6 protein-coding genes and 1 pseudogene are annotated in these 8474 nt (G+C 74.0%); 4 read left to right on the top strand and 3 right to left on the bottom strand.

All coding sequences use genetic code 11. From position 1 onward, the window contains the following. The first annotated feature begins 168 nt into the window (after positions 1 to 168). Positions 169 to 1074 carry an NUDIX hydrolase gene (locus KBX63_RS29040; RefSeq protein ID WP_210916739.1) on the top strand — a complete coding sequence of 302 codons (906 nt, stop codon included), beginning with the start codon at positions 169 to 171 and terminating at the stop codon, positions 1072 to 1074. Between the two features lie 344 nt (positions 1075 to 1418). Beyond that, complete coding sequence (locus KBX63_RS29035) at positions 1419 to 2357, top strand: phosphatidylcholine/phosphatidylserine synthase (protein ID WP_210916737.1); 939 nt, start codon at positions 1419 to 1421, stop codon at positions 2355 to 2357. 61 nt (positions 2358 to 2418) lie between these two features. Here KBX63_RS29035 and KBX63_RS29030 read toward each other — a convergent pair whose 3' ends face one another. From KBX63_RS29030 to KBX63_RS29020, 3 genes and pseudogenes are all read right to left on the bottom strand, one after another. Then, entirely contained in the window at positions 2419 to 3672 is a 1254-nt protein-coding gene (locus tag KBX63_RS29030; RefSeq protein ID WP_210916735.1) for a phosphatidylserine decarboxylase, read from the bottom strand. A 542-nt stretch (positions 3673 to 4214) separates the two neighbouring features. Continuing rightward, positions 4215 to 4445, bottom strand: a pseudogene (locus tag KBX63_RS36545) (hypothetical protein); the annotation flags it as partial. Further along, positions 4442 to 6022 (bottom strand): PspC domain-containing protein, encoded by a 1581-nt coding sequence (locus tag KBX63_RS29020; RefSeq protein WP_247663580.1) that lies wholly within the window; start codon positions 6020 to 6022, stop codon positions 4442 to 4444. The gene KBX63_RS29020 and the pseudogene KBX63_RS36545, both read right to left, overlap by 4 nt. 428 nt (positions 6023 to 6450) lie before the next feature. On the opposite strand from KBX63_RS29020, the gene KBX63_RS29015 reads away from it, so the two are divergent. Together KBX63_RS29015 and KBX63_RS29010 are read left to right on the top strand one after the other, a co-directional pair. Further along, complete coding sequence (locus KBX63_RS29015) at positions 6451 to 7716, top strand: ATP-binding protein (RefSeq protein ID WP_210916749.1); 1266 nt, start codon at positions 6451 to 6453, stop codon at positions 7714 to 7716. A gap of 2 nt (positions 7717 to 7718) precedes the next feature. Continuing rightward, entirely contained in the window at positions 7719 to 8405 is a 687-nt protein-coding gene (locus tag KBX63_RS29010) for a response regulator transcription factor (protein WP_172899192.1), read from the top strand. Positions 8406 to 8474 lie beyond the last annotated feature (69 nt).

Here is an 8474-nt window from a genome sequence, read left to right as displayed (position 1 = left end):
ACCGCCGAAGCCGTCCACGCCGCCCAACTCACCTAACGCACCTCCCGCCCACCCCCGGCCCCCGGCCCCCCTTCCCCGCGTTGATCATGAAGTTATTGTCAGGACGCGCCGAGATGGACGGCGATAACTTCATGATCGACGGGTGATGGCGGGGGAGCGGGGAGCGGGATGGAACTGCGGCGCGGTGTGGGGGTCTACGGGGTTCTGTGGGACTCGGGGCGGGTTCTGGCGGTTCGGGAAGGGGTTGGGGGCGACGTTCCGGGGGTGTGGCGGCTGCCGGGAGGTGCGGTGGCACATGCCGAGCATCCGGAGCACGCGGTGCTCCGGGAGGTGGCCCGGCAGACCGGGCTGACCGTGACGGTGGACCGGCTGCGGGCGGTCGTCGCCGACGTGACCACCTACCCGGAGGACGACGTCGCCCTGCACACCGACCGGTTGGCGTTCGAGCTGAGCGCCCGCGGCGGCACGCTGCGCGACGCCGACGACGGCCCGACCGACCAGGCCCGCTGGGTCACCATTGCCGAGGCGGCCCGCCTGCCGCTGGCACCGTTCAGCGCCGAGCTGCTCGGCCTGCCGGTCGCCCCGCTCCCGACCGGTGCCCACCGGCCCGCCGAGCCGTTCCTGCCGGCGCACCCCGACCGCCGGCTGCGCTTCGGGGCGTACGGGCTGGTCACCGACCCGGCCGGGCGGATCCTGCTCACCCAGATCGCGGACGGCTACCCGGGGGCCGGCAGATGGCACCTGCCGGGTGGCGGCACCGACCACGGCGAGCAGCCAACCACCGGGCTGCTCCGTGAACTGGTCGAGGAGGGCGGTCAGCTGGGCCGGGTGGTGGAGCTGCTCGGCGTGGACAATCTGCACAACCCCGCCGCGCTCGGCCCGGAGGGGCGGCCGCTGGACTGGCACGGTGTCCGGGTGATCTATCGGGTGCTGGTGGACGTACCCACCGACGCGGTGGTCACCGAGTCGGTCGGCGGTTCGACGGCCCGGGCCGGCTGGTTCACCCCGGCCGAGATCGCCGGCCTGCCGTTGACCGGGATCGCTGCCTCCGCAATCGGTCAGTCGGGTCGATAGCTCCCCGCTCGGCGAGCCGTGATGGTGACCCTCCGGTACAGTCGATGGCGGGAATGATGGAGGAAACGGGCGATGAGGCCCGGCCTGGAACAAGAGTGCGGTTCGTGCGGTTTAAGTCAGATATAAGTACCGCCGGCAGCTATCGCCAAGTCCTGTTCCCTTATGCGATGGTGTACTCCGCAAAACGGCTGCCGGGTCACGCAAGGTCCGGCACGAGACAGCCGGACACCCGCCCCGCGGCGGGCAGCCGATCCGGTGATGGAGGAAACGTGCCGAGAGCCCTATGGCGCCGGCGTCGTACGACTGACAGTCCGCGCCCCGCAGGGCGTCGCTGGGCGGGCCGGTTGCGCCGCAGCAGCACGTTCGCGCGCCAGGTGCTGCTGGTCCGTGTGGGCCGCCGCGACGGCGACCTCCGGACCACCGACATGGCGCTGCCCGAGCACCGGTACGCCGACCGGCAGCGCCGCCGCTACGGCCTGGACCGCCTCGGCCGCTCATCGCTCGGCATCGGTCGGTCGGAGATCGAGGCCGTCATGCCGGTGAGCCCGGCGCTGCCGCCGGTGGTGCACGCCGACGAGGCTTCGTCCCGGTCGATCCCACTGCTCCCCGGCGAGCGCACGGTCGCCCGCCGGATGAAGTTCGGCCTGGTCAACGCGTGCACGCTGGCCAGCCTGATGCTCGGCATGCTCGCCATCTTCCAGGCGATGCAGGGTGAGGTGCGCATCGCCGCTCTCTGCCTGATCGCCTGCGTCGCCTTCGACGGCCTGGACGGCGCGCTGGCTCGGCGGCTCAACGTGGCCAGCCCGTTCGGCGCGCAGATGGATTCGCTGGCCGACATGTGCTCGTTCGGCCTCGCCGCACCGGTCGTGGTCTACGCCTCGCTCGCCGGCTCGGTGTCGACGGCCGCGGCGGCGGTGGCCTGCGCCCTGGTCGCGGCATGTGCCGCGATCCGGCTGGCCCGTTTCAACGTCTCGCCGAAGGACGGCCGCTTCTTCTGCGGGGTGCCCACCACCATGGCGGCCGCTGTGCTCGCCGTGACCGTCGCGATCGGCCTGCCCGTGCCCGGCCCCGTGCTGGTCGCCGGGGTGGCGCTGCTCGCCTTCGCGATGGTCTCCAGCTTCCCGTACGCCAAGCTCGCCCGGCTGGTCAAGCTACCGCCGTGGCTCTGGCTGGCCCCGGTGATCGGCGCACTGGTCGACATCCGGCTCACGTTCGCCCTGATCGTGGTGGGCTACCTGGTCAGCGGGCCGGTGCTCTGGTTGCGGCAGCGTCGTACCGCCTGATTCGCGCAAGGAGAACGGGGTGCCCGCGGACCGCGGGCACCCCGTTCCTTCGTTGACGGGGTCAGCGCCAACGGGCGATCACCGTGGAGCCCCCGACCACCTTGTCGCCCGGCCCGACCAGCGGCTCGGCGGCCTCGGCCGGCAGGTACACGTCCGTCCGGGAGCCGAACCTGATCAGCCCGAAGCGCTCGCCCTTCGCCAGCAGCGCGCCGATCGGCGCGCGCTGCACGATCCGGCGGGCGATCAGCCCGGTCCGCTGCGCGACCACCACCGTGCCGCGGCTGGTGTCCAGCACGGTGTACGCGGCCACGTTGTGCTCGGCGTCGGGCTTCATCGCGTTCACGAAGCCGCCGTCGGCGACGAAGTAGTCCACCACCTTGCCGGCGACCGGCGCCCGGTTGACGTGCACGTCCAGCACGGACAGGAAGACCGCGATCCGCAGCCACTCACCGTCGCCGAAACGTTCGTCGTGCAGTCGCTGCACCGACAGGACCTGCCCGTCCGCGCTGGCGACCACGGCCGCCGGGTCCTCGGGCACGTCGCGCTGCGGGTCGCGGAAGAACGCGGCGACCGGCCCGGCGGCGAGCGCCGGCAACAGCCAGAGCTTGGACGAGGGACGTGCCACCCGGGCCAGCACGGCCAGGCCCAGCGTGATGCCCGCCGCGGCCACCCCGTTGGAGTCGATGTGCATGCCGCGGGTCAGCGGCACGCTCGACGGTCGGTGCGCCGGGGCCAACCGGTCGGCCGCGGCCGGGCTGGCGGGGGTGAACCGCAGCCGGTAGATCCGGACCGGCGGCGAGTTGCGCAGCACCAGGTCGGCGCCGACGCCGTAGAGGGCGTCCTGCCGGGCCAGCTCGGCCGCGGCGCCGGTGGTCCGGCCGGGCGTGGCGGCGGTGGCGACGCTCAGGACCGCGCCGTCGGCCAACTGCTTGACCAGGGCCTCGATGGCGCTGCGGGTCTCTTCGGCGGTGCCGGTGAACGCCTCGCCGGCGATGACCACCCCGGCGGCCTCGGCCTCGGCCAGCGAGTCGATCACCCGAACCCGGTCGGCGACCCACCGACCCTGGGCGGTGACGTGCTCGCGAAGCACGGTGACGCCGGACGAATCGGCGGGCACCACGGTGAGCCGGTCACCGGGGAGCAGCGCCTCGATCGCCGCGGCCAGCACCGCGGACTCCGGGCTCGCGCCGACCAGGAGGGCGACCTTGGGATCGTTGATCCGGGCCAGCTCGGTGACGAGCGTACGGGCGGCTCGCTCGCCGATGCGGACCGGACCGGACCGACCGGTGGTACGCACGGCGGGGGACTGGGTCATGTCGGACGGGCTCCTGACGGGGTAGAGACGGGAATCGCGGCGGGGCCCGCCATGGCGGGACGGGCCGGCCGGCGGAGGCGAGATCTCCACCGGCCAGCATATGCGCCTGCGCGCGCCGACCGCACCGCCGTGACGGTTGAGAAAGGTCGGCGCGGGCAGGCGCCGGGTCAGGACTCCCGCCGCTGATCTTCCCGCTGGTCCGCCAGGTGGTCGACCCGGGTCGGCTCGTCGGCGTCCGCCCCGGCCGACCCGGCGAGGAGGCCGGTGGTCGGCTCGTCGTCCCCGTCGGCGCGCTGACCCGAGACCGGGGTGGTTTCCGGCTCCGACGGCGGGTGGGCCAGCCAGGCCGGGTGGATCACCTCCGCGGTCGGCGTCTCCGGTGCCCGCATCTCCGCCGTCGGCGTCTCCGGTGCCCGCATCTCGGCGGTCGGCGGCGCCGGCGCCGGTCCCGGTGCAGGAGTGTCCCAGGTGGAGCGTTCGGCGTTCCAGGACGGGAGGCCCGCGCCGGAGGTCGGCGTGGACGCACCGGAAACCGGCGCGGCGGACCCGGTGGTGACGGCGTCCGGAGCGGTTGGTTCCGGTTGGACCGGCCGGCTGGAGCGCAGCGCGCCGACCAGCCCGAAGACCCCGATCAGGATCAGTGCGCCGGCCAGGAACCAGCCGACCGGCGGCAGCGCGAGCCCGAGCAGTTGGGCGAGCAGCCACCAGGCGGACAGCCCCAGGAACACCAGCCCGAAGGCGAACGACACCAGGTCCGTACGGTGAGCCTTCACCGGGTCACCTCCAGGTTGCCGGCATTGACGTGGATGTACAGGCGCAGTGTCCCGCCCCCGGGCCCGTCCGCGCCGAGGTCGGTGGACTCCCGCAGGCGCCCGTCCAGCCCGCCGGATCGGTTGCCGAAGATGGTGGCATCGCCCGCGTTGACGTCGGCCACCGTCGTGACGTCCACGTTCGGGGGTACGACCACGGTCGCCTGGCCGAAGTTGATCGCCACGGTCACCTGGCTGTCCCGCTTCGCGAAGTCGATCCCGCGCAGGTCGAGCACGGCGTCACCGAAGCTGTTCTCGTACCGGTCGGCGACGTCACGGTAGTCGGTGGGCGCCCAGGTGACCGCGCCGTCGACCCCGCGGATCCGGTCGTAGGACTCGGCCACCGTGGCCGTCCCCAGCGCGGCGGCGGTCACCAGGCCGAGCGCGATCAGCCAGCGGGCCCGGCCGAACCAGGTGCCGACCAGCAGCCCCAGCGCGATCGTGGCCAACGCGGCGGCGAAGTACGCCGACGCGCCGACGTCGAAGACGTCCAGCAGGTCGAGCAGGGCGACCACGCCGAGGGCCAGGAAGATCAGCGAGAAGATCACCGCGCCGAGCGGTGACCGCTCCCGGGGCCGCTTCGGCGGCTTTGGTGGCTTCGGCGGGGGGTACGCGGCCGGTGAGGCGTACGGCCCGTGCGGCGCGAACGGAGGGCGGTATCCGGCTGGGGCCGGCGGCGTGACCGGGTAACCGGCCGGGACTCCGGCAGCGGGGGCACCGGCCACCGGCGCCGACGGCCAACCGCCGCTGGGCGTGCCGGTGCTCGGCCAGGCGGGCGCGGCGGGGGCAGGCGCCGGCCAGCCGGCCTGCGGAGCCGTCGCGGCGGCCGGATGCCCGGACATCGGGCCCACTCCGGACACCGGCTGCGCGCCGGTGAACGGCTGCGCACCGTGAGCCGGGGCGTGCAGGGTCGGCGACGCGTCCGGCGCCGCGGTGGCGTACGCCGGATCCCCGCCGGCCAGCGGTGCCGAGGCCAGTGGGCCGGTGTGCGGCACGGCGGCGTGCGCCGGCGCCGGCCAGGTGACCGGCGGGACGGGCCCGGACGGCGTACCGACCGGTGCGGACGGCACCGGACCGCCCGGGGTGCCGGGCTGTGGCCCGCGGCTGTCCCGGTTGAGCAGGAGCGCGCCGCCGATCAGGATTGCCGCGCCGAGCAGCACCGCGCGGAAGGCGTCAGTGACGATGTAGCCGAAGCTGGCCGCGACCAGGATGCCCAGGACGATCACGGTCACCGGCGACATGCTGGACCGGCCGCGCCCGAGCATGGACTCAACCGGGGACGCGGTGTCGCCCTCGTTGGGGATGATCAGCCAGGCGGCGACGTACACCAGGATGCCGATGCCGCCGAAGAAACCGAGCACCGCGAGGAGCACCCGCCAGAGCACCGGATCGGTGTTGGTGGCTCGTCCGATGGCCGCGCAGACCCCGGCCAGGTAGCGCCCGTCGCGGGGCCGGACCAGCCCGTACCGCGAGGTGAAGCCGGCGCCGCCCAGCGGCGGTGGCGGTGCCGACGGACCGGGACCACCCGGCCCGGGTGGCATGCCCCCGGCCCCGCCCGCCCCGTAGCCGGTGCCGGCCGCGTAGCCGGCGCCGGGCCCGTAGCCCGCGCCACCGGGCCCGTAGCCGCTGCCCGGAGCGCCCGGTGTGGGGTCGGCGGCCGGGCCGGCGTCGAACCCGGTGGTGGCGCCGGTGGGCGGGCCGAACGGGGTGGGCTCGGCCCAGCCGGCGGGTATCGCGGCTGGTGAGGGCGGTGATGAACCGCCCGGCTGTGCCGGCCCGGGTCGGGGCGGCGGGGCAGCTTCCTCGGTCATGCCTCGATCCTGCTGCCAGGTCCGCCCGAGTGACCTCAGGACCCGACCCTGACCCCACCCTGAGATCCGGGCGGCCGGAATGTCGGGGGCGTCCCCGTGGTCGCGGTACGCCGCAGCGTGTGACGATCGGATCCACCGACCTCGCCCGACCCGTCACCGTGACCAGGGAGCCTCCGATCAGCATCGTGACCCCGCCCCCACGCCTCTACCGCGCCCCCGAGCACCGGATGGCCGCCGGCGTCGCCGCCGGCATCGCCGACCACCTCGGCATCTCGGTGCTGCGGGTGCGGGTCGCGTTCATGGTGCTGCTCGGGCTGAGCGGGCTCGGCCTGCTGCTCTACGCGGCCTTCTGGGCGGTGGTGCCGCTGCGGCCCGGTGACACCGCCGTGCCGCCCCGGCGGGACGTGGCCCAGCTCCTGCCGTTCGTGGGGATCGGGCTCGGAGTCCTGCTGATCCAGGTGATGGTCTTCGACTCGGTCGGCGCGGCGGGCACCGCCGGCTGGCTGGTGGCCATCATCGCGGTCGGCGCCGGGGTCATCTGGCACCAGTCCGCGCCCGAGCGGCGGCGGCGGTGGGGCGACACGATGCCGGTGCCCTGGCTCGGCGCGGTTGTCGAGGAGAGCGACCGGCGGGCGTTCGTGCTCCGGTTCATCGGCGGCGGGGTGCTGGTCGCGGTCGGCATCATCGGCGTCGCGGCGGTCTACTCGCCGGCACAGAACTTCGACGCGGTGATCAACGGCGTGATCTTCGCGCTGGTCGGGCTGGCCGGGGTCGGGGTTGTCGCCGCGCCGGTGCTCTGGCGGACGTACAGCCAGCTCCGCTCGGAGCGCGAGGGGCGCATCCGTGAGCAGGAGCGGGCCGAGCTGGCCGCGATGGTGCACGACCAGGTGCTGCACACGTTGGCCCTGATCCAGCGCAACGCCGGTGACGTCAAGACGGTGCAGCGGCTGGCCCGGGGGCAGGAACGTTCGCTGCGCAACTGGCTCTACAAGCCCACCGCGTCGCCGAACGAGCGCCTCGCGGCCGCGCTGGAGCAGGCCGCGGCCGAGGTCGAGGACACCTTCGCGATCACGGTGGAGGCGGTGGTGGTCGGCGACCGGGCGACCGACGAGCGGGTCGGCGCCCTGGTCGCCGCCGCGCGGGAGGCGCTGGTGAACGCGGCCCGGCACGCGGGGGTGCAGACCGTGTCGCTCTACGCCGAGGTGGAGCCCGATCAGGTCAGCGTCTTCATCCGGGACCGGGGGAAGGGCTTCGACCCGGATACCGTGGAGGACCACCGGCACGGCGTACGCGGCTCGATCGTCGGGCGGATGAAGCGGCACGGCGGACGGGCCGAGATCCGGTCCGGCCCGGGGGAGGGGACCGAGGTCCGGTTGATCCTGCCGATCTCCGGGGACTCGTCCGCAGCGGAGAGGAACAGATGACCATGGCCGAGCAGTCGATGGAGCACCTCGACCCGGCGGACGCCCGCCCCGAGCGGCTGCGGGTGTTCCTGGTGGACGACCACGCCATGTTCCGGGCCGGGGTACGCGCGGAGCTGGGCGCCCACGTCGAGGTGGTGGGCGAGGCGAGCACGGTGGCCGAGGCGGTCACCCGGATCGCCGCGACCGGACCGGACGTGGTGCTGCTCGACGTGCACATGCCCGACGGCGGCGGGCGCGCGGTGCTGGAGGCGATGCGGCGCAGCCATCCGCAGGTCAAGTTCCTGGCGCTGAGCGTCTCCGACGCGGCGGAGGACGTGATCGGGCTGATCCGTGCCGGCGCCCGGGGTTACGTCACCAAGACCATTTCCCCGGACGAGCTGGCCGCGGCGATCCGCCGGGTCGCCGACGGTGACGCGGTGTTCAGCCCTCGGCTGGCCGGGTTCGTGCTGGACGCCTTCGCGGCCCGGCCGGACGCCCCGGTGGCCGATCCGGAGCTGGACCAGCTCACCAACCGGGAGCGGGAGGTGCTGCGGCTGCTCGCTCGGGGGTACGCGTACAAGGAGATCGCGAAGGAGCTGTTCATCTCCATCAAGACGGTGGAGACGCACGTGTCGAACGTGCTGCGCAAGCTCCAGATGTCCAACCGCTACGAACTGTCCCGATGGGCGGCGGACCGCCGGCTCGTGTGATCTGTTCCTCTTCCCCGACAATAAGGACAGACGCGGCGAACGCCGCCCTTCGGGGCGCGGGTCGCTCTG

The organism is Micromonospora sp. U21 (assembly GCF_018070045.1).
Lineage (GTDB): Bacteria > Actinomycetota > Actinomycetes > Mycobacteriales > Micromonosporaceae > Micromonospora.
This window is presented reverse-complemented; position numbering and strand designations above follow the sequence as displayed.

Excerpts from the sequence above, each read along its gene's own strand:
- KBX63_RS29040 (WP_210916739.1), top strand. The coding sequence starts at position 169 with ATGGAACTGCGGCGCGGTGTGGGGGTCTACGGGGTTCTGTGGGACTCG.
- KBX63_RS29030 (WP_210916735.1), bottom strand. The coding sequence starts at position 3,672 with ATGACCCAGTCCCCCGCCGTGCGTACCACCGGTCGGTCCGGTCCGGTC.
- KBX63_RS29020 (WP_247663580.1), bottom strand. The coding sequence starts at position 6,022 with ATGCCACCCGGGCCGGGTGGTCCCGGTCCGTCGGCACCGCCACCGCCG.
- KBX63_RS29010 (WP_172899192.1), top strand. The coding sequence starts at position 7,719 with ATGGCCGAGCAGTCGATGGAGCACCTCGACCCGGCGGACGCCCGCCCC.